General features: G+C 67.4%; 1 pseudogene. It reads right to left on the minus strand.

Features of this window, described 5'->3' with window-relative positions:
- Positions 1-254 precede the first annotated feature (254 nt).
- Positions 255-481 (minus strand): annotated as a pseudogene (locus D3D02_RS19320) (methyl-accepting chemotaxis protein); the annotation flags it as partial.

The raw sequence follows: 481 nt of genomic DNA on the forward strand, positions 1-481 counted from the left end.
CGCTGCAGCGGCGCGAACAGCACCGACAGCACCACCGCCCAGAACAGCGCGCCCCAGAACGGCAGGAGGATCCAGCCGAAGGCCAGGGTGACCAGCACCAGGAGCGTGAGGCAGGATTTTTGTTCGATGCGCGGTGAATACATGGGCGGCGGGACCGGTCGGGACTGTTGCTGTTTAGTCCTCCTGCCGCCCCGTTAAGTGCGAGCTTTCTCGCCCATGGGAGGCGGCGTAGCGCCTCCCGTGTCATCCGGCGATCAGATGCGGAACTGACGCACCAATCCGCCCAGGCGCTCGCCAAGGCCCGACAGGCTGCGCGCGGTTTCGGCGCCCTGACGGGTTTCGTCGGCGACGCTGTCCACCGCCACGGCGATCTGGTGCACGCTGCGGTTGATCTCCTCGGCCACCGCGGTCTGTTCCTCGGCGGCACTGGCGATCTGCGCGTTCATCGCGTTGATGGTGCCGATCAGCCCGGCGATGGCGT

The sequence above is a fragment of the Halobellus sp. Atlit-38R genome (assembly GCF_003665925.1).
GTDB lineage: Archaea > Halobacteriota > Halobacteria > Halobacteriales > Haloferacaceae > Haloquadratum > Haloquadratum inordinatus.